The organism is Pseudomonas bijieensis (assembly GCF_013347965.1).
Classification (GTDB): domain Bacteria; phylum Pseudomonadota; class Gammaproteobacteria; order Pseudomonadales; family Pseudomonadaceae; genus Aquipseudomonas; species Aquipseudomonas bijieensis.
Genome location: NZ_CP048810.1, coordinates 3,760,845 through 3,783,284, shown reverse-complemented (window position 1 = coordinate 3,783,284; position 22,440 = coordinate 3,760,845). Strand labels below are relative to the sequence as shown.

23 protein-coding genes, 1 tRNA gene and 1 pseudogene are annotated in these 22,440 nt (G+C 59.3%); 10 read left to right on the top strand and 15 right to left on the bottom strand.

Annotated elements, in window-relative coordinates; translation table 11 throughout:
• Positions 1-188 precede the first annotated feature (188 nt).
• The 11 genes and pseudogenes from GN234_RS16525 to GN234_RS16480 all read right to left on the bottom strand — a co-directional run bounded on the left by GN234_RS16525 (position 189) and on the right by GN234_RS16480 (position 9,432).
• Complete coding sequence (locus tag GN234_RS16525; RefSeq protein WP_176688784.1) at positions 189-596, bottom strand: hypothetical protein; 408 nt, start codon at positions 594-596, stop codon at positions 189-191.
• Positions 597-657: 61 nt separating this feature from the next.
• Positions 658-987: a DHCW motif cupin fold protein gene (locus GN234_RS16520; RefSeq protein WP_176688783.1), complete on the bottom strand. Its 330-nt coding sequence runs from the start codon at positions 985-987 to the stop codon at positions 658-660.
• A gap of 253 nt (positions 988-1,240) precedes the next feature.
• Positions 1,241-1,567, bottom strand: a complete 327-nt coding sequence (locus GN234_RS16515) for a hypothetical protein (protein WP_176688782.1) — start codon at positions 1,565-1,567, stop codon at positions 1,241-1,243.
• A 71-nt stretch (positions 1,568-1,638) separates the two neighbouring features.
• Positions 1,639-2,196, bottom strand: coding sequence for a Panacea domain-containing protein (locus GN234_RS16510; protein WP_233459473.1), 558 nt, complete (start codon positions 2,194-2,196; stop codon positions 1,639-1,641).
• A gap of 712 nt (positions 2,197-2,908) precedes the next feature.
• The gene (locus GN234_RS16505; RefSeq protein WP_176688781.1) at positions 2,909-3,382 is read right to left on the bottom strand and encodes a Rha family transcriptional regulator; all 474 of its coding nucleotides are present in this window, start codon (positions 3,380-3,382) and stop codon (positions 2,909-2,911) included.
• A gap of 404 nt (positions 3,383-3,786) precedes the next feature.
• Positions 3,787-4,782: a hypothetical protein gene (locus GN234_RS16500; protein WP_176688780.1), complete on the bottom strand. Its 996-nt coding sequence runs from the start codon at positions 4,780-4,782 to the stop codon at positions 3,787-3,789.
• Between the two features lie 193 nt (positions 4,783-4,975).
• Positions 4,976-5,454 (bottom strand): annotated as a pseudogene (locus GN234_RS30045) (tyrosine-type recombinase/integrase); the annotation flags it as partial.
• A 235-nt stretch (positions 5,455-5,689) separates the two neighbouring features.
• Positions 5,690-5,765: transfer RNA gene (locus tag GN234_RS16495), tRNA-Phe, on the bottom strand.
• 102 nt (positions 5,766-5,867) lie between these two features.
• Positions 5,868-6,140: an oxidative damage protection protein gene (locus tag GN234_RS16490; RefSeq protein WP_109751975.1), complete on the bottom strand. Its 273-nt coding sequence runs from the start codon at positions 6,138-6,140 to the stop codon at positions 5,868-5,870.
• Positions 6,137-7,204, bottom strand: a complete 1,068-nt coding sequence (gene mutY / locus GN234_RS16485; RefSeq protein ID WP_176688779.1) for an A/G-specific adenine glycosylase — start codon at positions 7,202-7,204, stop codon at positions 6,137-6,139. Before mutY ends, GN234_RS16490 begins: the two co-directional genes overlap by 4 nt.
• Complete coding sequence (locus GN234_RS16480) at positions 7,201-9,432, bottom strand: AsmA family protein (protein ID WP_176688778.1); 2,232 nt, start codon at positions 9,430-9,432, stop codon at positions 7,201-7,203. The genes mutY and GN234_RS16480 overlap by 4 nt, the downstream gene beginning before the upstream one ends.
• 528 nt (positions 9,433-9,960) lie before the next feature.
• Between GN234_RS16480 and GN234_RS16475 the strand changes: the two genes are divergently transcribed.
• The 7 genes from GN234_RS16475 (at position 9,961) to GN234_RS16445 (ending at position 15,747) form a co-directional block, all read left to right on the top strand.
• Complete coding sequence (locus GN234_RS16475) at positions 9,961-11,622, top strand: OFA family MFS transporter (protein WP_176688777.1); 1,662 nt, start codon at positions 9,961-9,963, stop codon at positions 11,620-11,622.
• Positions 11,623-11,891: 269 nt separating this feature from the next.
• Positions 11,892-12,485, top strand: coding sequence for an imidazoleglycerol-phosphate dehydratase HisB (gene hisB, locus GN234_RS16470; protein ID WP_003186751.1), 594 nt, complete (start codon positions 11,892-11,894; stop codon positions 12,483-12,485).
• A complete protein-coding gene (hisH, locus tag GN234_RS16465) occupies positions 12,485-13,123 on the top strand; it encodes an imidazole glycerol phosphate synthase subunit HisH (RefSeq protein ID WP_109751979.1) in 639 nt (212 codons plus the stop codon). The genes hisB and hisH overlap by 1 nt, the downstream gene beginning before the upstream one ends.
• The gene (locus GN234_RS16460; protein ID WP_109751980.1) at positions 13,123-13,377 is read left to right on the top strand and encodes a DUF2164 domain-containing protein; all 255 of its coding nucleotides are present in this window, start codon (positions 13,123-13,125) and stop codon (positions 13,375-13,377) included. Before hisH ends, GN234_RS16460 begins: the two co-directional genes overlap by 1 nt.
• A 42-nt stretch (positions 13,378-13,419) precedes the next feature.
• The gene (gene hisA / locus GN234_RS16455) at positions 13,420-14,157 is read left to right on the top strand and encodes a 1-(5-phosphoribosyl)-5-[(5-phosphoribosylamino)methylideneamino]imidazole-4-carboxamide isomerase (RefSeq protein ID WP_060739613.1); all 738 of its coding nucleotides are present in this window, start codon (positions 13,420-13,422) and stop codon (positions 14,155-14,157) included.
• Between the two features lie 9 nt (positions 14,158-14,166).
• Complete coding sequence (gene hisF / locus GN234_RS16450; protein ID WP_003196830.1) at positions 14,167-14,937, top strand: imidazole glycerol phosphate synthase subunit HisF; 771 nt, start codon at positions 14,167-14,169, stop codon at positions 14,935-14,937.
• Between the two features lie 63 nt (positions 14,938-15,000).
• Complete coding sequence (locus GN234_RS16445) at positions 15,001-15,747, top strand: substrate-binding periplasmic protein (RefSeq protein ID WP_163855703.1); 747 nt, start codon at positions 15,001-15,003, stop codon at positions 15,745-15,747.
• A 147-nt stretch (positions 15,748-15,894) separates the two neighbouring features.
• Here the strand turns inward: GN234_RS16445 and GN234_RS16440 are convergent, their stop codons facing one another.
• The 4 genes from GN234_RS16440 to gpmI form a co-directional block, all read right to left on the bottom strand.
• Positions 15,895-16,674: a divergent polysaccharide deacetylase family protein gene (locus GN234_RS16440; protein ID WP_116833962.1), complete on the bottom strand. Its 780-nt coding sequence runs from the start codon at positions 16,672-16,674 to the stop codon at positions 15,895-15,897.
• 1 nt (position 16,675) lies between these two features.
• Positions 16,676-17,992 carry a S41 family peptidase gene (locus GN234_RS16435; protein ID WP_109751983.1) on the bottom strand — a complete coding sequence of 439 codons (1,317 nt, stop codon included), beginning with the start codon at positions 17,990-17,992 and terminating at the stop codon, positions 16,676-16,678.
• A gap of 32 nt (positions 17,993-18,024) precedes the next feature.
• Positions 18,025-19,317, bottom strand: coding sequence for a murein hydrolase activator EnvC family protein (locus GN234_RS16430; RefSeq protein ID WP_109751984.1), 1,293 nt, complete (start codon positions 19,315-19,317; stop codon positions 18,025-18,027).
• 218 nt (positions 19,318-19,535) lie between these two features.
• Entirely contained in the window at positions 19,536-21,065 is a 1,530-nt protein-coding gene (gene gpmI, locus GN234_RS16425; protein ID WP_176688776.1) for a 2,3-bisphosphoglycerate-independent phosphoglycerate mutase, read from the bottom strand.
• 152 nt (positions 21,066-21,217) lie between these two features.
• On the opposite strand from gpmI, the gene GN234_RS16420 reads away from it, so the two are divergent.
• From GN234_RS16420 to secB, 3 genes are read left to right on the top strand one after another with little or no spacing between them, the layout of a single operon-like run.
• A complete protein-coding gene (locus GN234_RS16420) occupies positions 21,218-21,631 on the top strand; it encodes a rhodanese-like domain-containing protein (RefSeq protein WP_109751986.1) in 414 nt (137 codons plus the stop codon).
• 1 nt (position 21,632) lies between these two features.
• Positions 21,633-21,887, top strand: a complete 255-nt coding sequence (gene grxC / locus GN234_RS16415; protein ID WP_109751987.1) for a glutaredoxin 3 — start codon at positions 21,633-21,635, stop codon at positions 21,885-21,887.
• A gap of 39 nt (positions 21,888-21,926) precedes the next feature.
• Positions 21,927-22,409: a protein-export chaperone SecB gene (gene secB / locus GN234_RS16410; protein ID WP_109751988.1), complete on the top strand. Its 483-nt coding sequence runs from the start codon at positions 21,927-21,929 to the stop codon at positions 22,407-22,409.
• The last annotated feature ends 31 nt before the right edge of the window (positions 22,410-22,440 follow it).

The window sequence follows — 22,440 nt, the reverse complement described above, 5'->3', positions numbered from 1 at the left end:
CCATTGAGAGGGGCGGACCGCAAGGATGCTCCGGGCGTCGTTTCGATGATGCCGGACGAGGCTGATTGTCTGGGAGGAAAAATATCGGATTGACGCAGGACGGGTATGACGCCACCCCATGTTGGTTGACCTTGGATTGTGGGAATTATGCCCGGAGGGCGTCATCCACCGCGGTCCCGGCCAGACAGTCAGTCCTCGCCTTGCGTCAGCGCCTGGGAGGCGGCCACATAATCGGCCTGGAATTGCTTGCTTTCCACCCAATCCAGTGCGGTCTGCTCATCCACGCCCGTGGTCAGACGGCGGTATTCGATCAATGCGGTAATGATGAAGTCAGTCGCTTCTTCCTCACCTTCCTGTTCCAGCACCAGCGCCAGCAGGGGATGGGCCAGGAACGCTTCGCACATTGCCTTCTGGCTGACTTTTTCGGCGGCACTCATGAGTTGGAACAGCTCCGTCAGGTCCACGGTTTCCAGATCGATGCGCTCGTCGTTCGGGTCCAGGAAATCGTTCGGCGCAGCAGTACGTTGCATGCGGTTCTGCTTGGCTTTCGCCTTCGCGCGCTGGCTGCGCTTGTGCTGTTTGTTCGCCGATGACATGGTCGGATTCCTGATGGATAAGGCCATCTATCCTACAGCTTCGGCGCGCACGCTTCGAATCTCAATCCACTATGAAAAGCGTAGCCCCCGATGAGGTTGAGGATCGATGGGGCTCGGCCTGGTCGGCGACCTGGTAGCTCATGCCGGGTTTGAGCAAAAATTGCCGACCGTCTTCGAGTTCAGTATGGAGCTCGCCCTTGAGGCAAAACAGGATGTGGCCCTTGGTGCACCAATGGTCGGCCAGATACCCGGCCGTGTATTCCACCATCCGTACCCGAATATTCCCGAATTGCCGCGTGCGCCAATAGGCGACTCCGGTGACGCCTTTGTGCTCGGTGGGTTCGATGGTTGACCAATCGGTGGTGCCGAAGGGGATGCCGGTGATGTCCATGTCGACTCGTTTGCCAGAGGGGAGCGGATGAATGTAGCTGAGTCGACAATGCGCAGGAAGAAAATCCCAGGCAATAAAAACCCGATCAATTGCTTGATCGGGTTTTCGGTATTTGGTACCCAGAGACGGAATTGAAGATCTAGTCTGTAAGGCCTAGCTCTACATGAGATTCCAGTTCCAGCTGATAGAATCTCAATTTGGTACGCGTTTTAGGTGCCCTAGAAAAACAGGCCCCTGCTCATCACTGGCGGTGTCAGAAATGATTCTGACGTATAAATCTACCGATTTTTCTCGGAAGATGTCTGGATATTTCAAATCCAGCACGAACCCTATTATAAAGGTCATCACTGACCGGGTGGTGGCTAACGATTTCTCCCGCATCCACTTTCAAATCAAGGCGGGAGGCATCAAAAACTGCCGCCTCTTTATAGACCACCCAGCTTTCCCACCGAACAAATGGATGACAATTCGTAGTCAAAATGCATGAAGGGTCGTAGTAGACCCCTGGTTTGATCGACGAAATGTTTACAGCCAAAACACCGTCATACCCATGTTCGTGAGAATAGACGGGATCATTCATCACTATATGCAGGTGGTTGGCTGGGCCGCTGAGTATTAGAAGAGTTCCTTTCCGTAAAATATTTCCTGGCATTAGATCAACTCAGAAACAGCCCTTCCTAGACTTTTTCGCTCGAACAATTCTCGAGCAAGCAGCTCTGCTTGCTGCTCGTCCTTGCCAAGCGCCTTAAACACTGCGCGAGGGTTAATCGGAGTCGATGAACGACCCGGATCGACCCACTCTGGTAGATGCGAATGAGTGTAATCAACCAGCTCCCAGCGCTTCATTCGACCGAACTGCTCCCAGACATGATCCATGATTTCAAGATCTGCATCAGAAAGCTCATCCAGCAATTCAAGATCGTTAAGCTCTCGACTCAACGACACCTCAAATTTTGCTTCAGAGGTCACCCAGCTTCGCCAAGCGGGTGACTCAATTTGACCTGTGATGAGGTTGAGCGTCGTAGAAAGAACAGGTCCTTGAGCCATAGAGACGTGCGAGTCGTGCGACATAGGGGCGCTATAGCGATCCATTGACTCACGGTCAGCTAGATAAAGCAGCTTCATGAGTTTTATGTAGGCCATGCGTCCGCCGCGTTTTTGCAAAAAGTAAGCTGCCATCTGGGCTACTTTTTGTTCGCTGAAGATCACAGTTTAACCCCTCTCCCCAATCCATAGGGATGTGTTGAAAATGGTGCCGGATTATCGGCTTGATAATATGTTAGTCAAGAACATAATCCATCCGTTCCGCCAAACGGCAGCATTCAGCTACGTTTGGACGAGGATTGACTGTATATCCATACAGCAAAAAATTCAACCTAGATTGGTCATCTATAGCACGCTTGTACCCAGCCTGCGAATTTCATCAAGCTGCGAGCGGCTCAAGCGCGCCTAAGGCGATTACAGACGGGGTATTTCGGACCTGACGGTTCCTAGGTGTGGATGATCGCCATGGGGATGTGGTCGCGGGCAATGGGTGGGTTTACAGGGAGGCCGAAGGCCATGCGAGAGTGAGCAAACACGATTTAGGGATGGATAGGGGGCGTCGTCGCTGCTCGTAAATATTGATGAGCTGGCACTTCTCGCTGCCAGGCGAAAAAATAGGTGGAAGATTGTGGGGCTGGCCGAGCGGGACGTTAGGAACCCGGCGCACCCCAAGGTGTCCCCGCGCAACTCACTATGCAGCACAATCTTGGTACAAAAAACGCCTGTAATCGTGATGGGTGCTATTTGCGCCTAATGTTCTTTGACCGGCCAAGCCTGATCACACCGAGTTTGCAATGACTGGCGAACCGTGCCGAGGTGAGTGATCGTTGGCAAGAAAATTTCTCAACCTTTCATCCCTGAACATGAGGAGCTCCCTTCATGGGAGTGCGTCCTCCAGATCGAGCGGCAGCCTCAACTGTTCCCTCAAGTAGGCGACGTGCGCGTATACGCTTGACTTGTCATAGCGCCAGCGGGCCAGCAGGCGACCGTTGTTACTAGCCTCCTTTTTGCGTGCCTCCAGCGTATGGCAGGCATGTCCATACCGTGCTTCGCGGAACGTCTTGATCAGATCAGACCTCAGCTTTACCGCTCGATCATTATTGCGAGACAGCGTCAGCAGGAAAAATGCTTGATCCTCGTTCAGTAGGACAAAACGCACATTACTACCGCCAAGCTTGCCGACGGGTCTTGTCTCTGTGTTAAACGCCAGCAAGCCAAACTCTTGGAATGCTTCAGAGTAGCGCTCGATCAACGCCATGCAGTTTTTGTGTTGTTTGCCTAACTTTTCGGCGAGTTGCCGGCTATCCATGCGAGGCTCGCCACCAATTAGAGCCACCATAAGTATGTTCATGCTGTCTCCTGCGCTAGCTGAGTCGCCCAAGATATTAACCTCTACCTTTTCTCTAGTGGCGGACTTCGACCTCAGCATTACTTGCTTAGAGAAACGTCCGGTTGCAATGCGGTGGTAAATTTCGGATGTGGATAGAATGGTCAGAGCCTTGACGTCACTGAGTTTGATGAAGCGAAGAGGCCGTTCAGTCTGGAGTGAGGATTGTTCGGTTTGCTTGCGAAGAGAGTGGTTTGTGTTTCTAGCGCCTCCTTGGGTGGCGTTGAGAACATGGGCTTATGCTGACCGCTGACTTATCCACAGAATAGGTCAGGTATTCCAAGAAATAGTTCAGGTATTCGATATTTTCAGGTGTGACTAACTAGCGCAAAGCCAAGTGTTCCGGGCCTTTGAAATAGGCCGGGTATTTATTGCGAGCGGATGGCGCCAGATCCTCGTTTACGCCAGCTCACTACGGCGCAGAGCCTTTCAATTTCAGATTTGTTGAGTTGGTAGCCGTTACGTTCTAGCCAAGCTTTAGCCAAGGGATGAACTCCACGTCCGCCAGTGCCAGCCGGGTTGTGGATGCCGTCTTGGGTAAGCTCTCGCCAGCACTGAAAGGCGAGAATTAGCTCTGGCGGCGAAAGCGGATTGTCAGGTCTTAGGCACTCAGCAAAGACCATGGCGTCTTCGAGCCGTTCCTCAATGTTAAGGCTCTCGTCTTCGGCTTCTCGTTTGGCCCGTCGTTCGTCGCTGAGGTCTCGGCGCAATTGCTCGCCGTCCTCGCGAAGCTGCGTCACTTGAGCATCTTTGATTGCTAGTTGGGCGCGAAGCTCGATTACTTCCTGATTCAACCCCTGACGCGCTTCTTGTTCTGCATCCAAGTTCTCGGCAGCACTGCGTTCGCCTTCTTTACGCAACTTGGCCTGGTACATTTTTAGATAACCGGGAGAACTCCCGGATGGTATGGCTGGCGGTGAGGCATGAGTGACCGCAGCTGCCGGGTCACTGGAGGCTAACGCAACGGTCGTGCTGATATTGGCTGGCGCTGCCAATGTTTCAACATTCCCCATGCGATGAACAGTTTCGACGGTGATTAGCTCGAGCCAATGCTGCCAGATCAGGATATTGGATGCAGGAAATTCCCCTGAGCTGGTGCTGAGCGTGGTCGCAGGATTTCCACTACTAGCACTATCGAAGTAATCAGCCAAGGCGCCATAGGAAATGACCGCAGTTTCGTCACGACTTGCCTGACCATCATGGTAGACGCCTGCGTACTGAGGATTAATGGGGTGAGTCAGCTTTGCCATCGAACGAATGGTGGCTGCCACCTCGGACGCAAAGAAGCGGGGGTTTGACGGATGCGTATCCGACCACCGGTTAACGATGCTGCTTAGCGCAATGCGTCCAAAGTGTTTGAGCATCTTTTGGCATTCTTGTTGTGATGCCCATTCTTCGTCAGGGGCATCAGTTGACTGGATTCATATACAGTGCTGAATGTTAACAGCAAATTCCAACCAGTCCCAAACAAACCCGCCTATCAGATGAAACACTAAGCTCAATGCTCTCCACGTGAGTGCAATTGCATAGCGCGTCAAATGAGTCAGTCCACACCTATATCATTTTTCTGCGTTGTTCGACACAGGCCTCGTGATGTAGGTGCCGCGGATCTCGTTGCTATCACTATGGGCAAGCTGGCATTCAATCCAATCTTTGTTGTACCCGGCTATTTAACTCGGAACTGAGCAAGTGGCGGAGCCTGTGGCCGGTTTGGCGTCCTTGTGTCCCATGAGGCGGAGTGCTTTATTGACTATGTTTTCGTTCATGGGGGCTCAGAGTTGGCGCCGGGACGAGTTCATAGCGCCCGGTGAGCTCTTGGAGTTCGCGATGCAACAGTCTGGCGGGGCTGGGAGGGGGGGGATGTAAGGGGACGGGTTTTCATGCGTTCGGCTGGAAATATTAGGTGACGCGATCGAGGTCGAACTCTGCCAGAGCGCCTGGCGAAGTTCGCCCGGCCGAACCGCGTCAGTGCCAGGAGGCGGATGGTGCCAGGTAAGTAAATGGATATTCGCGGCTTCGCTCTTAGCCAGTAGTTCTTGCTCCCAGCAGCATTTTCGCGCTGCCGTTGAAGTGGTAACGATAGCGCCACAGCTTAGAGCTGGTCGGGCTCACTTCTATGATACACAGGAGCCGGTACAGCTTGTCTTCGGCACGTCGCTACTCACGTTTGGGTTTACAAGGGAGCACTAGGGAGCTGTAAAAAGCAAAAAACCCGCACTAGGCGGGTTTTTATGTTTTCAGGTGTGCTTGGCATCACCTGAAAACGAAAGGTGGTGCCCAGAGACGGAATCGAACCGCCGACACGGGGATTTTCAATCCCCTGCTCTACCGACTGAGCTATCTGGGCAACGGGGCGCATTAAACGGGTTTTTCGGGGGGGCGTCAAGCACGTTATCAAAAAATATTTAATTATTACCGTCGCTTACGATCCACCCCCGCGCTGAACAGCTTATTCGGACGGCGGCACGTAGCCTTCGGCCTTGGCGTAATCTTCACCGGAAAAGTACTTGTCCATCTCGCCTTGAAGGTATTTGCGATCTTCAGCGTTCATCATGTTCAGGCGTTTTTCATTGATCAGCAGGGTCTGGTGTTTCTGCCAGTCGGCCCAGGCCTTGGCCGAGACGTGGTCAAAGATGTCCTGGCCCTTGGCTCCCGGGAACGGCGCGCGCTCCAGGCCTTCGAGTTCTTCTTTGTACTTGCGGCACATGATGGTGCGGGTCATTGCAACTCTCCTGCGTTCATTACGGCGGCCGCGCGTTCGAGCAAGGTTTTGACCGGGGCGGCAAGGCCCAGGCGCGGCGGGGTGGCGAGGTTATACCAGAGCCAGTCGGCCTCGGCCACGTGATGGCCGGTTTCCCGGACCCGGACCAGCCAGGGATCGATCGCCAACTGGAAGTGGCTGAAGGTGTGCACCAGGCCTGGCATTTGCTGTTGGCTACCCAATTCCAGCGAGTGTTGCAGGGCCAGGTGTTGCAGGTCGTCGAGATCGTCGAGTTCCGGCAGGCTCCACAGCCCGCCCCACAACCCTGTGGAAGGGCGGCGGTAAAGCAGGATCGCGCCCTCGTGGTTGGCCAGCATTGGCATCAAGGTACGCTTCTTGGGCACTTCCTTGCGTGGCTTGGGAATGGGGTAGCGGGTTTCCAGGCCCAGCATGTGGGCTTCGCAGCCTTGCTTCAGCGGGCAGAGCAGGCAACTGGGCTTGCTGCGGGTACAAAGGGTGGCGCCCAGGTCCATCATCGCCTGGGTGTAGGCGTTGACGCGGTCCTGTGGCGTGAAGCGCTCGGCGGTGGCCCACAGCTGTTTCGCTACCTTGGGCTCGCCCGGATAGCCTTCCTGGGCGGTGAAACGCGCCAGCACCCGTTTGACGTTGCCATCGAGGATCGGTGCCCGCAGGCCCATGCTGATACTGGCGATGGCGCCAGCGGTGGACAGGCCGATGCCCGGCAACTCGGTGAGTTTTTCCACGTCCCGGGGAAACTCCCCACCGTATTGGTCGACAACGATTTTCGCGGTTTTCTGCAAATTGCGCGCGCGGGTGTAATAGCCCAGCCCGGTCCACAGGTGCAGCACTTCGTCCTCCGGCGCGGCGGCCAGGGCTTGGACGGTGGGCAGCGCGGCCATGAAGCGGTCGAAGTAGTTGAGCACGGTACTGACCTGGGTCTGCTGCAACATGATTTCCGAGACCCACACCCGATAGGGCGAGATGTCCTGCTGCCAGGGCAGATCATGGCGCCCGTGGCGGTCGAACCAGTCCAGGACGGCGGTGGAAAACTGCTCGGCTCTCATCGCTTGAACAGCCCCTTGAGTGCGTCTTTCAGCTCTGGACTGACCTTGTCGCCCAGCTTCTCATCGATCTTGTCGCCGAGCCGGTCGCCGGCCAGTTTCGCCGCGACCTTGCCCAGCCCGTCGTTGTCCAGGCGGCAGGCCTTCGCCCCGAGCTCCAGTGGGCCACGGCAGCGCAATGGCCATTCAACGTCGACGTAGCGTTCGTTGACCTGGCAGGCCGGGTCGGGCATGTCGCTCTTGTCGCCCTCGACGATGACGCCGACGCGGTAATCCATGCCCAACACCCGCAGGTCGATATCGCCGTTGCCATTGACGGTCATGCCGGGGATGCGGACTTTCAGGTCCGGGTTGTTGGCAACGCCATTGTTGAAGGTGAGATTGCCGTTGAGTTGCTGGAACGGCGTGTCCTTGCCCCGCGGTTCGCCGCTGAGGGTCTTGCGATTGAGGGTGGCGATGCCTTTGCACAATTGCTGTTCGAGGTTGGCATTGAGCAGTACGCCATCGTTGATGACGAACCCGGCGTTGCCGTTGAGACTGTCGATCAGGGCCTTCTGGCTATTACCGCTGGCGGTGATCGCACTGTTGACGGTGACCAGGCCTTTGACCGGCGGATTCTTGCCTTGGCTTTCGATGATCTTCTCGGCAGGGACCCGGTTGATGCGTGTTTGCAGGCTCAACTGTGGCGTAGGCTGGCGCACGTCCAGGGTGCCCTTGGTTTCGAAGTTGCCGCTGTACAGATCGCCGCGCAGGTTCTCCAGGGTCAGCAGGCCGCCCAGGCCGGTGGCCTTGAGTGCAGCGTTCTGGATCGGCAGTTTATCGAGGGTCAGTTGCCCGAAGGTCAGGTCGGCATCGAGGTCCAGCTTGCTCAGGCGTTCCACCGGGAACAGCCGATCATTACTCCAGGCCCCCTGAGTCGGAGAGCTCGGCAGCGGTGTGCTGCCGGCACCGGCCATGGCGCTGACCTCGGTGTTGCTGACTTCGGCCTCGCGGGCGGCCTTGGAACTGTCGGCTTCGGCGGACTTTGGCGGCAGGTAACGGTCGACGTTGAACGTGTCGGCCTTGAGCTGTACGCGCAAGGCCTGTTTGGCAAAGTCTTCCACGGCGATGCGACCGTTGAAGCTGCTGTCATCGATCTTCAGGTTGATGTTGTTGAGTTCGACGCTGGTCGGCGTGCCGGCAATGCGGCTGACCAGTTCGACCTTGCTCAGGCTGCCTTCGTCCATGGCCGGGAGTGTCTGGCCGACGCTGTCGACGAACTTCGCCAGATCGAACTGGGCGATCGACACACCGCCATTCAATTGCGGGGTCTTGTCGAGGTCGTTGACTTTCAGTTCACCCAGGGCGCGCAGTTGATTGAGCGACAGTTTGATACCGGTCCACTCGGCGACGTTTGCCGCCTTGTCCAGGAACAGTTGGCCTTGGGCGGCGAAGTTCAGGGTTTTGCCCTGCAAGGGATCGCCCGTGGCTTCGCCGGACAGTTTCAGGTCCTCGAACTTGTAGCGTTGCAGGGCGCGTTCGAAGCGCAGTTCACCCGTCACTTCGGTGCGTACACGTACGGCTGGCTGATTGCTGGACAGGAAGGCGGTCAGAGTGACCGGGATATTGGTGGAGTCGTGGACCGGGCCGGTGCTCAGTTGGATGCTCTCGGCCGTGAACAGCTTGCCGGTCCGCTCGTCGGTGTATTCGACGCGAGCGTTGTTCACTGTCAGGCTGTCGATGTCCAGGCGGGTTGGCTGGGCCGGTTTTTCCGCCGGGGGGCTGGCGGGCGAAGTCGGTTGCTCGGTCGGCACCGGTGCCGGGGCGTTCGCCGTCGTCGTGGAGGCTGGCACCTTGCCGATGTCTTCCCAGTTGCCGTGACCGTTCTTGTCACGGTTGAGCCGCAGGTTCAGGCCTTCGACCCGCACATCGCTCATTTGTACTTCCCGGCGCAGCAGCGGTATCACCCGTACCGAAAGACCGAGCATCTGCAGGTCGGCGAAAGGTTGGGTAGGACTGGCCAAGGTAGCGACGCTGGCGTCGTGCAACTCAAGGCCCAGCCATGGAAACAGGCTCCAGCCGATGTCGCCATTGAGGGTCAGCTCGATGTGGGCCTTGTCGCGGGCTATCTGGCGGATCTCTTCTTTGTAGTCGTTGGGATCGAACAGGTGGGTCAGGGCAAAGCCCAGGGCCACAATGATCAGCAACAGCCCGAGAAGTACCAGACCCAGGATTTTGCCGAACGCTTTCATGGGCGAATCCTTGTAGGTTGAGTTCAAAATTTAGCCGGGAGTATAACGCCCTGAGTTGGTGGCGCGTTGGAGGATCGTTCTCCTGCCAGGCTGCCGAACATAGACCTGTGGCGAGGGGATTTATCCCCGCAGGGTTGCGAAGCAACACTGATATCAGCAAAGACAATCACAACCTGATGGATCGAAGCGTTTGGTTTCGAGGCCACTTCGTGCACCCAAGCGGGCTGGTGCGACGTTCCGCTAAATCCCTTCGCCGCAGAGAGGGGGCTCAACTCCTGAAAAAATAAATCGTTAGTCCCCTACAGAAAGCGAGCAAGTGTGCGATAAGACAGATGGCACGAAAAAGGTGATATCACTTTGGTTTTTCTGCCGCGAGCAAATGGTAACCTTTGCCCGTTCGTCCGCCCTTCTGCGACTTGATGTCGCACACTATGGAGCTTCACCAGAAAATACAGCCATGCCTGCGTGCAATGAAGGCTGAGGGTGATGCGTGGCTGGCGAACCATTCCAATAACTGGGGGATACACAATGAGCACGAGCATCACGGCGGGCGGCATCGCCGACCAGCCAGCGTTCCTCTCCAAGGAACGCATCATCGCCAAGCCCGGTTTCAACCGGTGGCTGGTTCCACCGGCCGCACTGGCCATTCACCTGTGCATCGGCATGGCCTACGGCTTTTCGGTGTTCTGGTTGCCACTGTCCAAAGCCTTGGGTGTCACCAAGCCTGTGGCCTGTGCGCCGGACATGAGCTTCATCTCGCAAGTCTTTTCGTCCCAATGTGACTGGCCGATCTCGATGCTCGGCTGGATCTACACCCTGTTCTTCATCTTCCTGGGTTGCTCGGCAGCCATCTGGGGCGGCTGGCTGGAACACGCCGGGCCGCGCAAGGCCGGTGTTGTCTCGGCATTGTGCTGGTGCGGTGGCCTGCTGATTTCCGCGTTGGGCATCTATACCCACCAGATCTGGCTGATGTGGGTCGGTTCCGGGGTGATCGGTGGTATCGGTCTGGGCCTGGGCTACATCTCCCCGGTATCGACCCTGATCAAGTGGTTCCCGGACAAGCGTGGCATGGCCACCGGCATGGCGATCATGGGCTTCGGCGGTGGTGCGATGGTCGGTGCGCCGCTGGCCGCAGCGCTGATGAGCCATTTCGCCTCGCCGACTGGCGTGGGCGTATGGCAGAGCTTCCTGGTCATGGCCGCGATCTACTTCGTGTTCATGATCGGTGGCGCCTTGTCGTACCGCGTTCCGCCGACTGGCTGGAAGCCTGAAGGCTGGACCCCGGCACCGAAGAAAGCCGCGAACGCGATGATCACCCATCGCCACGTTCACGTGAACGTTGCCTGGAAAACCCCGCAGTTCCGCCTGGTCTGGCTGGTGCTGTGCCTGAACGTATCCGCCGGTATCGGCATCCTCGGCATGGCTTCGCCACTGCTGCAGGAAGTGTTCGGCGGCAAGTTGCTCGGCAATGACCTGCCGTTCGGCCAGTTGGACGCTACGCAACTGGGTCAGATCGCGGCTATCGCCGCCGGTTTCACCGGTCTGTTGAGCCTGTTCAACATTGGTGGTCGGTTCTTCTGGGCATCCTTCTCGGATTACCTGGGTCGTAAAAACACCTATTTCGTGTTCTTCGCCCTGGGCTTTGCCCTGTACGCGCTGATCCCGAACCTGGGGCACCTGGGCAGCGTCGCGCTGTTCGTGGCGGCGTTCTGCATCATCCTGTCGATGTACGGCGGCGGTTTCGCCACCGTGCCGGCCTACCTGGCGGACCTGTTCGGTACGCAAATGGTCGGCGCGATCCACGGTCGTCTGTTGACCGCATGGGCTGCGGCGGGCGTGCTGGGTCCGGTGCTGGTGAACTACCTGCGTGAATATCAACTGAGCATCGGCGTTGAACGCGCCGCGGCCTATGACATCACCTTGTACATCCTCTCCGGTCTGTTGGTGCTGGGCTTCCTGTGCAACCTGCTGGTCCGTCCGGTCGCCGACAAGTACTTCATGACCGACGCCGAACTGGCCGCCGAACAGGCGCTGGGCCATGACAAGGGCGCAGACAGCACCACTTCGCTGGAGTGGAAAGCCGCGCCAGGCACCAAGCCCCTGGCGGTCGCTGCCTGGCTGGTGGTGGGCATTCCGTTGGCGTGGGGTGTGTGGGTGACCCTGCAGAAGACGGCGGTGTTGTTCCGCTAAGACCGTTGCCCTGACCCATTGGGTAAGGGCAACCCATGTGGGAGCGAGCCTGCTCGCGATGAGGGCGTGTCAGTCGACATCATTGTCTTCTGATGCACCGCTATCGCGAGCAGGCTCGCTCCCACATTTGTTTTGTGTGTAGGCGAAAGCTTGTATGGACATGTCTATCGCCGACAACCCGTCAGGGATATCACCTCCCGTGTTTCTGTTTGCCGCTCGCGCCCCTATAATGGCTGCCTTTTTCGCCCAATGATTTTGCGGAGCTGGTGATGGCCGAACGTAAGGCGTCTGTCGAGCGCGACACTCTGGAAACCCAGATCAAAGCCTCGATCAACCTGGATGGCACCGGAAAGGCCCGGTTTGATATCGGCGTGCCTTTTCTTGAGCACATGCTGGACCAGATCGCCCGTCACGGGCTGATCGACCTGGACATCGTCAGCAAGGGCGACCTGCATATCGACGACCACCATACGGTGGAAGACGTCGGTATCACCCTGGGCCAGGCCTTTACCAAGGCCATCGGCGACAAGAAGGGCATCCGTCGCTACGGCCATGCCTACGTGCCGCTCGATGAAGCGCTGTCGCGCGTGGTCATCGACTTCTCCGGCCGCCCGGGCCTGCAGATGCATGTGCCGTATACCCGTGCCACCGTCGGCGGCTTCGACGTTGACCTGTTCCAGGAATTCTTCCAGGGCTTCGTCAACCACGCCAACGTGACCCTGCACATCGACAACCTGCGCGGGCACAACACCCACCACCAGATCGAAACCGTGTTCAAGGCTTTCGGCCGCGCGCTGCGCATGGCCGTGGAGCTCGATGACCGCATGGCCGGCCAGATGCCTTCCACCAAGGGCGTGCTGTAATGCAGACGGTCGCGGTTATCGACTATGGCATGGGCAACCTGCACTCGGTGGCCAAGGCCCTCGAGCACGTGGGGGCCGGCAAGGTGCTGATCACCAGCGATGCCGATGTGATTCGCGAAGCCGACCGGGTGGTCTTCCCCGGCGTCGGTGCGATTCGCGATTGCATGGCCGAGATTCGTCGCCTGGGCTTCGACAAGCTGGTGCATGAAGTCAGCCAGGACCGTCCGTTCCTTGGTATTTGCGTGGGCATGCAAGCCTTGCTCGAACGCAGCGAAGAGAACGACGGTGTCGATTGCATCAACATGTTCCCAGGCCAGGTGAAGTTTTTTGGCAAGGGCCTGCATGAAGACGGCGAACACCTGAAAGTCCCGCACATGGGCTGGAACGAAGTGAAGCAGACAGTGGATCACCCGCTGTGGCACAACATTCCGGACCTGGCGCGCTTCTACTTCGTGCACAGCTACTACATCGCGGCCGGCAATGCGCGGCAGGTAGTGGGCAGCGGTCACTATGGCGTCGATTTCGCCGCGGCCCTGGCCGATGGTTCGCGCTTCGCCGTGCAGTTCCACCCGGAGAAGAGCCATACCCATGGCCTGCAACTGCTGCAGAACTTCGCCGCGTGGGACGGGCGCTGGTAATGGCCCGCAAGAAACCGCCGATCCTCACCCTCACGCCCGAGCAGGAGGGTGAAGCGAACCGCAAGATCCAACGGTTCATGGAGGAGCGTTTCGAACTGGACCTGGGTTCGTTCGAAGCGGCGGAAATTCTTGACCTGTTTACCCGCGAAATTGCGCCGCACTATTACAACAGGGCGATTTTCGATGTGCAGACGCACCTTAAAGAAAGGTTCGAAAGCATTGAAAGCGACTTGTGGGCGCTCGAGAAGAATTGATTTTCGAGCCAAGCTGAATATTCGTATTTGAAGGTTTGCCAGATGCTGATTATCCCCGCTATCGATCTCAAGGACGGCGCTTGCGTACGTCTGCGTCAGGGCCGCATGGAAGACTCCACGGTGTTCTCCGATGACCCGGTGAGCATGGCCGCCAAGTGGGTGGAGGGCGGCTGCCGTCGCCTGCATCTGGTTGACCTGAACGGCGCTTTCGAAGGGCAGCCGGTGAACGGTGAAGTGGTCACGGCCATCGCCAAGCGCTACCCGAACCTGCCGATCCAGATCGGCGGCGGCATTCGTTCGCTGGAAACCATCGAACACTACGTCAAGGCTGGCGTGAGCTACGTGATCATCGGCACCAAGGCCGTCAAGGAGCCTGAGTTTGTCGCCGAAGCCTGCCGCGCCTTCCCGGGCAAGGTGATCGTTGGCCTGGACGCAAAAGACGGCTTCGTCGCCACCGACGGTTGGGCTGAAGTCAGCACCGTGCAGGTGATCGACCTGGCCAAGCGTTTCGAGGCTGACGGCGTGTCCGCCATCGTTTATACCGACATCGCCAAAGACGGCATGATGCAGGGCTGCAACGTCCCGTTCACTGCCGCCCTGGCCGCCGCCACGAAGATCCCGGTGATCGCCTCCGGCGGTATCCATAACCTGGGCGACATCAAGGCGCTGCTCGACGCCAAGGCGCCGGGCATCATCGGCGCGATCACCGGTCGTGCGATCTACGAAGGCACCCTGGACGTCGCCGAGGCCCAGGCCTTCTGCGATTCCTACAAAGGCTGAGGACTCACCATGGCGCTGGCCAAACGCATCATCCCTTGCCTGGACGTGGACAACGGTCGGGTGGTCAAGGGCGTGAAGTTCGAGAACATCCGTGACGCCGGCGACCCGGTGGAAATCGCCCGTCGCTACGACGAACAGGGTGCGGACGAGATTACCTTCCTCGACATCACGGCCAGCGTCGATGGCCGCGATACCACCTTGCACACTGTCGAGCGCATGGCCAGCCAGGTGTTCATCCCGCTGACCGTGGGCGGTGGCGTGCGCACCGTGCAGGACATCCGCAACCTGCTCAACGCCGGTGCGGACAAGGTGTCCATCAACACCGCGGCGGTGTTCAACCCGGAATTCGTTGGCGAAGCGGCCCAGCACTTCGGCTCGCAATGCATCGTCGTGGCCATCGATGCCAAGAAGGTCTCCGGCCCGGGCGAAACTCCGCGCTGGGAAATCTTCACCCACGGCGGTCGTAAACCCACGGGCCTCGACGCCGTTGAATGGGCGAAGAAGATGGAAGGCCTGGGTGCCGGTGAAATCCTGCTGACCAGCATGGACCAGGACGGCATGAAAAACGGCTTCGACCTCGGAGTCACCCGCGCCATCAGCGATGCCCTGGGCATCCCGGTCATCGCCTCCGGCGGCGTCGGCAACCTGCAACACCTGGCTGACGGCATCCTCGAAGGCCACGCCAGTGCAGTACTGGCGGCGAGCATCTTCCACTTCGGCGAATACACCGTGCCGGAAGCCAAGGCCTATATGGCGCATCGCGGTATCTGCATTCGCTGATCGCTGGACACCATGGCGGGCCCAAGGCACTCTTGGGCACACCATGGATTGCGGTAGCCCGACATGCTCAAACGTCTCGTTCTTGCCTTTGCCGGCGTCACGTTGCTACTTGCAGGTACCGCCCGCGCCGCCGATACGTCATTGGTATTGCTGACGGAAAACTTCCCGCCGTACAACATGGCCAAGAACGGCAAGAACTTCGCCCAGGACGAGAACATCAACGGCATTGCCGTGGACATCGTCCGCGAAATATTCAAGCGCGCCGACATCTCCTATAGCCTGACGCTACGTTTCCCTTGGGAGCGAATCTACAAACTCGCCTTGGAAAACCCTGGCTATGGCGTGTTTGTCATGGCGCGATTGCCGGAGCGCGAAAAGCTTTTCAAATGGGTCGGCCCCATCGGCCCGGATGATTGGATCATGCTCGCCAAGGCTGACAGCAAGATCGCCCTCGACTCGCTGGAACAGGCGCGCCAATACAGGATTGGCGCCTACAAGGGCGACGCGATTGCCGAGACATTGGCCAAGCAGGGCCTGAAGCCGATTGTGGTATTGCGCGATCAGGACAACGCCAGAAAACTGCTGAACGGCCAGATCGACCTGTGGGCCACCGGAGATCCTGCCGGGCGTTACCTGGCGCGTCAGGAAGGGGTGAACGACCTCAAGACCGTGTTGCGATTCAACAGTGCCGAGCTGTACCTGGCGTTGAATAAAAACGTGCCTGACGACGTGGTTGCCCGGCTGCAAGCGGCCCTGGACCAGCTGCGTAAGGAAGGTGCGCTGGATGCGATCCTGGCGCGGTATCTCTGAGCGCTGTACCCGACCGTACCACCGCATCGCGGGCAGGTTCGCTCCCACAGGCTTGGCGGTGGAACTGACTTCTGTAGGCGCCCGGAAATCTGTGGGAGCGAGCCTGCTCGCGATGGCGGTGTCGCGGTTTGAGATGGCGCTCAGCCGCTACCGATAAACCCCATCTTTCCCATGCCCGACCATCGCGCGATTACTGCGCAGGCTGATCATCGACTTGATGTCGATCCATTCGATGCCCTCGGCCTTGAGCCGAGGTAGTTCGCGTTCGAGCACTGCGAGGGTCTGCGGGTAGGGATGCCCAATCATTACTGCCGAACCCTGCCGACGGGCGAGTTCAATGGCCACCTGAAGCTGGTGGGCAATGGCGGCTTCGGTACGCTCGTCATCCAGGAACACATCCCGCGAGACACTGGCGAGGCCGATCTTCTGCGCCTCGGCGGCGGCGACAGTCTGGGCGCTGGTGCGGCTGTCGACGAAAAACTTGTGGCGCTGTTGCAAATTCGCCATCAACCACGCCATGGCCTGGGGTTGGGCAGTCATGCGGCTGCCCATGTGGTTGTTGATCCCGCTGGTGTAGGGCACGGCGGCGAATGCGGCGTCCAGGCGTTTGCCGAGTTCTTCGATGGGTAGTTCCGGATGCCAGGCGAACGGCCCTGTGGCCGGATCCATGGGCATGTGCAGCATGACCAGTTTGCCGGCGCGATGGGCCTCGCGGGCGAATTCGGCGGCGTGGGGCGTGTCCGGCATGATCGCGGCGGTGACGGGGCCGGGGAGGGCCAGTACCCGGCGATCCCGAGGCAGGTTTTGCCCCAGGTCGTCGATGATCAGGCTCAGGTACGCCTTGTGCGGCGAGGAGGATGTGGCGGGAGCCGCATTAACGGCCCCTGCCAGCAGGCACAGCAGGACGAAGGTGAAACGCAGGCCCATCTCAGCGGCCGGACGTGATGTTCAATCCTTTGAGCAGGCTCAGGGCCTGGGCCAACTGATAGTCGTCATCCTGGGGCATTGGCTTGGCCTTGGCGCCGGAGCCGGTCGGCTTGTCGGCGCCACCGTTGCCATTGCCCAGGTGACCTTGCAGGTCGGCTTCCTTGAAGTATTCGCTGTCCTGCTCGTTGGTGATCTTGGCCTTGCGCACCTCGATGTCCGGGACGATGCCCTGGGCCTGGATGGAGCGGCCGTTGGGCGTGAAGTACAGCGCGGTGGTGATCTTCAGGGCGCGGTCGTTGTTCAGTGGCAACACGGTCTGCACCGAGCCCTTGCCGAAACTGGTGGTGCCCATGACCACGCCACGCTTCTGGTCCTGCAGGGCGCCGGCGACGATTTCCGAGGCCGAGGCGCTGCCGCCGTTGATCAGCACTACCAGTGGCACGGCTTCGCTCAAGTCGTTGCCGGTGGCCGAGAAGCGCAGCTCGGAATTGGCGATACGGCCCTTGGTGTAGACGATCAGGCCCTTGGTGATGAAGTGATCGACCACTTCCACCGCCGATTGCAGTACGCCGCCGGGGTTGTTGCGCAGGTCCAGGACCAGCCCGTTGAGCTTCTTGCCGTTGTCCTTGCGCATCTTGGCCAGGGCCTTGGCGACTTCTTCGCCGGTCTTGACCTGGAACTGGGTGATGCGGATGTAACCGTAGCCCGACTCCAGCAACTGGCTCTTCACGCTCTTGACCTGGATAACCGCGCGGGTCAGGGTCACGTCGAACGGCGTGCCGCCATCGCGCACCAGGGTCAGGGTGATCTTCTGGCCGATCTTGCCGCGCATCTTGTCCACGGCTTCGGTCATGCTCTGGCCGCGGGTCGGCTGGCCGTTGATCTTGACGATGAAGTCGCCGGCCTGGATGCCGGCCTTGGATGCAGGGGTGTCGTCGATCGGCGAGACCACCTTGACGAAGCCGTCTTCGCTGCCGACCTCGATACCCAGGCCACCGAACTCGCCGCTGGTGCTTTCCTGCAGCTCGGCAAAGTCTTCTGGCCCCAGGTAGGCCGAATGCGGGTCAAGGTTGCTGAGCATGCCTTTGATGGCGTTCTCCAGCAGTACCTTGTCATCCACCGGTTCCACATAGGCGGCCTTGATCCGGTCCATGACCTCGGCAAAGGTGCGCAGTTCGTCCAGCGGCAGCGGGGCCTTGGTGGTCGCGGCCGTGCTGGCTGGCGCCAACGGGGCCGGGTCGGCGGCAAAAGCCAGGGGCGCACCGATCACGAGGGCGATCGCCAGGGCCAGCGAGGTAAGGCGGGACAAATGCAGCATGTCGAACGAACTCCTTAATAGGATGGGCGCGCTTATCCTTGCGCACGACACCATTGGGCCGGGTCACTGGGGCGACCCTGCTGACGAATAGCGAAATACAGTGCTGGCGTATCCTGCCCGCCACTGTTACCGACCGTGGAGATGGACTCACCGGCCTTGACCACATCCCCCGCCGACTTGAGCAGCGTCTGGTTGTGGCCGTACAGGCTCAAATAACCGTTGCCGTGATCCAGGATCACCAGCAGGCCGGCACCGCGCAGCCAGTCGGCGAATACCACGCGCCCGCCATGAACAGCATGCACCTGGCTGCCCGCCGAAGCGCTGATCATCACGCCATCCCACTTGGTGCGAGTATCGTCGCCACGGGTTTCACCGAAGCGTGCAAGCAATCGACCATTGACCGGCCATGGAAGTTTGCCTCGGGCTGAAGCAAAAGCGCCGCCGAAGGTTTCGCCATCACTGGAAACCAGCGCGCCAGGACTGGATTTGACCGGTTTGCGCGGAGCGTCGCCGGAGTCCGCTTCGGCCTGGGCCTCACGCAAACGCTTTTTTTCGGCTTCCTGCTGGGCGATCAGCGCTTTCTGGCGCGCCTCTTCCGCCTCTCGGGCCTGGCGGGCCAGGGTTTCCTCGATGGTTTTCAATACGTTGGCCAGTTCGGCCTGGTCCTGCTCGCGGGCTTTGAGTTTGCTGTCGCGAGCCTTCACGTCGTCATTGAGCTTGGCCAGGGCCACCTGGCGCTCCTTGCGAACTTTCTCGAGTTCTTCGCGCTGGGTGTCGAGGCTGCTCTTTTGCACCAGCAATTGGGCCTGCTGCAGCTCGATGTCTTTTTCGACATTGGCCAGCTGGCGCAGGGTTTCGTTGAAGCTCTTGAGCTGTTCCAGGCGGGCCTGGCTCAGGTAATCGTAATAAGTGAGGGTGCGAGCGAATTTCTCGGGGTTCTGCTGGTTGAGCAGCAGCTTGAGATATTCCTGGCGACCGTTCTGGTAGGCCGCCCGGGCCTGGATGGCGATCAGCTTTTGCTGTTCAGTGCGCGCGCTCTGGAGTTTTTTTTTCTCTCCATCGAGCCGCTGCAGCTCGGATTCGCTTTTCTTCAGCTCTTTTTGCAGGGCGTCGACCTGCTTCTCCAGCTTGCCCATCTCGGTCTCGGTGCCGCGCAGGTCTTTCTGCACGCTGGATTTCTCTTCCTGCAACTTGCCCAACAGCTTTTTCAGCTCGGCAATGTCCTGGCGCGTGGCTTCCAACTGCTGTTGGGTTTGCGCGCGCTCGTCGGCAAAGGCCGGTTGGAGCAGGCAGGTCAGAACGAGGGCTATCAGGACGCGAAGCATAGAGGCGGGCGACACCAGGGAAAGGGACGGCCTAGTATGCCCGCCCCACGCTGCAAAAAAAACGCCCATTTGGGACTGTGTGATAACTGGCCCAAAAAACACCAAAAACCAATGTGGGAGCGGGCTTGCTCGCGAATGCGGTAGACCAGACACATAAATGTCGACTGGCAGACCGCATTCGCGAGCAAGCACGCTCCCACAGGGGGATTTGTGTTGAATCAGACCAGGATCGATGTCCCGGTCATCTCCGCCGGCTTCTCCATGCCCAACAACATCAGCATGGTCGGTGCCACGTCAGCCAGTACGCCGCCATCGCGAACCTTGAAGTCGCGCTTGCCGACATAGATGAACGGCACCGGCTCGGTGGTGTGGGCGGTGTGGGCCTGGCCGGTGGATTCGTCGGACATCTGCTCGACGTTGCCGTGGTCAGCCGTGATCAACGCTTCGCCGCCGACCTTTTCCAGGGCCTCGACGATACGGCCAACGCAGGTGTCCAGGCATTCCACGGCCTTGACTGCCGCGTCGAACACGCCGCTGTGGCCGACCATGTCGCCGTTGGCGTAGTTGACCACGATCACGTCGTAACGCTGGTTTTCAATGGCGTCGACGATGCGGTCGGTCACTTCCGGCGCGCTCATCTCCGGCTGCAGGTCGTAGGTCGCGACTTTCGGCGAAGGGATCAGGATGCGTTCTTCGCCCGGGAAGGGTTCTTCACGGCCGCCGGAGAAAAAGAACGTCACGTGGGCGTACTTTTCGGTCTCGGCGATGCGCAGCTGGGTCTTGCCGTTCTTCGCCAGGTAGTCGCCCAGCACGTTTTCCAGGCTGCCAGCGGCGAAGGCCGACGGCGCGGGGATGCTGGCAGCGTATTGAGTCAGCATGACGAAACCGGCCAGTTTTGGCTGGCGAGCGCGCTCGAACTCCTTGAAGTCGTCTTCGACAAATACGCGGGTCAGCTCGCGGGCGCGGTCGGCACGGAAGTTCATGAACACCACGGCGTCGCCGTCTTCAACCTTCACCGGCTCGCCGATGGTGGTGGCTTTGACGAATTCGTCGCTTTCGCCGCGCTCGTAGGCCGCTTGCAGGCCCTCCTGGGCGGTGGCGGCGTTGAATTCGGCACTGCCGTCGACGATCAGGTTATAGGCCTGGGCCACGCGGTCCCAACGGTTGTCACGGTCCATGGCGTAGTAGCGGCCGATGAGGCTGGCGATGCGCCCCTTGCCGAGGGCCTGGAACGTCGCATCCAGCAGCTCGATGGACGAGGCGGCGCTTTTCGGCGGGGTGTCACGGCCATCGAGAAAGGCGTGCAGGTAGATTTTCTCGGCACCGCGCTTGAAGGCCAGTTCGGCCATGGCGATCAGGTGGTCCTGGTGGCTGTGCACGCCACCGTCGGACAGCAGGCCCATGAAGTGCACGGCCTTGCCGGCGGCCACGGCTTTGTCCACGGCGGCGCAGATGGTCGGGTTTTCGAAGAACTCGCCGTCGCGGATCGATTTGGTCACGCGGGTGAAGTCCTGGTACACCACGCGGCCTGCGCCGAGGTTCATGTGGCCGACTTCGGAGTTGCCCATCTGCCCGTCCGGCAGGCCGACGTCCATGCCGCTGCCGGAGATCAGGCCGTTGGGCACGGTAGCCCACAGGCGGTCCAGCACAGGCTTCCTGGCCGAATACACGGCGTTGGATTCGTGGCTGTCACTGTGACCGAAGCCGTCGAGAATCATCAGGACCAAAGGTTTAGGCGTGGTAGTCATGGAATCCACTCGTGGCTGGTTAAAAGAAGACGATGGAAAAGGGACGGGCAGTTTAAAGGTAAGTTCCGACGGCGTCACCGCCGGGCGGGGTTTGGCCGGCCTTGCGTGCTGTGTATACTGGCCGACATTTTAACGCCCTGGAACCTCCTTCGATGGTTGCTCACCTGATTCAATTTGCCACTAACCACTACATTCTCGTCGGTATCTTCGTCGTGCTGCTGGCGCTGCTGGTTGCCCACACGATGCAGGGCGGCGGTCGCAGCCTGAGCACCGGCGAGCTGACCGCGCTGGTCAACAAGGATGCCGGCGTGGTGGTGGACATCCGTCCGAGTAAGGATTACGCCGCAGGCCACATTGTCGGGGCGGTGAACATTCCTCAGGACAAACTGATCGCCCGTATCGGCGAACTGGAAAAACACAAGGCCAAGACGCTGATCCTGGTGGATGCCCAAGGCCAGCACGCCGGTACCCATGCTCGCGAGCTGATGAAGTCCGGTTTCACTGCCGCCAAGCTGTCCGGTGGTGTGGCGAGCTGGAAAGCCGACAATCTGCCGCTGGTGAAGTGAGATGACCCACGTCGTTGTCTATTCCAGCGATTACTGCCCCTATTGCTCCCGAGCCAAGTTCCTGCTCCAGAACAAAGGCGTGGCTTTCGAAGAGATCAAGGTCGACGGCAAGCCGCAACTGCGCGCCGAAATGACCCAGAAAGCCGGGCGCACCTCCGTGCCGCAGATCTGGATCGGCAGCACCCACGTGGGCGGTTGTGATGACCTGTATGCCCTGGAGCGCGCCGGCAAGCTCGATGCGATGCTCAAGGCCTGATTTTCCATTAATAGAACCTGAAAGTAAGAAGGATCTGCGATGACTGACCAACAGAACACAGCTGCCAGCGAAGAAGAAGCCGCACCGCAATTCTCCTTGCAGCGCATTTATGTCCGTGACCTGTCCTTCGAAGCCCCGAAAAGCCCGGCGATTTTTCGCCAGCAGTGGGAACCGAGCGTAGGCCTGGACCTGAACACCCGTCAGAAAGCCCTGGAAGAAGACTTCCACGAAGTGGTGCTGACCCTGTCGGTGACCGTGAAGAACGGCGACGAAGTGGCGTTCATCGCCGAAGTGCAGCAGGCCGGGATCTTCCTGATCAAGAACCTGGATGCCGCTTCTATGAGCCACACCCTGGGCGCGTTCTGTCCGAACATCCTGTTCCCGTACGCTCGCGAAACCCTGGACAGCCTGGTGACCCGTGGTTCGTTCCCGGCCCTGATGCTGGCTCCGGTGAACTTCGACGCCCTGTACGCCCAAGAGCTGCAACGCATGCAGCAAGAAGGCGGCGCGACCGTTCAGTAAGCGGCAGGGCGGGCTAGCGTCCGTCAGCCGA